This window comes from Roseburia sp. AF42-8, from assembly GCF_003435965.1.
Taxonomy (GTDB): domain Bacteria; phylum Bacillota; class Clostridia; order Lachnospirales; family Lachnospiraceae; genus Roseburia_C; species Roseburia_C amylophila.
Window position 1 is genome coordinate 1 of the sequence record NZ_QTVB01000144.1, and the last position, 730, is coordinate 730.

At 29.6% G+C, this 730-nt stretch carries 1 protein-coding gene; it reads right to left on the reverse strand.

From position 1 onward, the window contains the following. Window positions 1–31 precede the first annotated feature (31 nt). A partial coding sequence (locus DW059_RS15705) for a tetratricopeptide repeat protein (protein ID WP_207659182.1) occupies window positions 32–730 on the reverse strand: 699 nt, incomplete at its 5' end.

Genomic DNA, 730 nt, shown 5'->3' on the forward strand with positions numbered 1-730 from the left:
CCAGATTCAAGTTTATCCAATAGGCATTTAGCTATTTTGTATGACTCATTATTTTCCCGATTTGTTCATAGCATAACATTAAATGTGTATTAAGTACATATTCCAAGTAATTAGAACAGTTCCAAAAAAAGGCTCGATTAATTAACGCAATTGCTTCATCATACTCCTGATTAATCATATGACAAACAGCCAAATTGCTCAATGGATATGCACTTTCGTGTATTTTGGTCTGTTGTAAAATATTGATGGATTCTTTATATAAAGTTCTGCATTTTTCGTAATTGTTTAGCTTAAATTGCTCGTACCCCATGTTATTTTTTATAAATGCAATTTCGACTAAATCATTATTTTTTTCGCTTATTTCTAAGGCTTTTTTAAGTAAACTCAATGCTTGTTTTCCAGTATAGTAATTTGAACAATTTTTCAATAATGTTGCAAGTGCTTGGGAATTCTCCGGGTACTTATCAAGATGTTTAGATATAGAATAAAAAATTTCTTTTGCCTCATCTTTTCGTCCGACCACTTCTACTAATATAAGTTGAAGCATATGCTTTACCAAAATTTCTTCTTCACTCTGTGGCAAAATATACTTTTGCGATAATATAAGTTCCTTCTCCGCACTTTCTTTATCCATCATCATATTGAATATTTTCCCAGATAAGTAGTAGTATTGAAAATAGTTTTTATCTGAATTCAATTTTTTGTGTGTATAATTAAGAATATTTCTTGC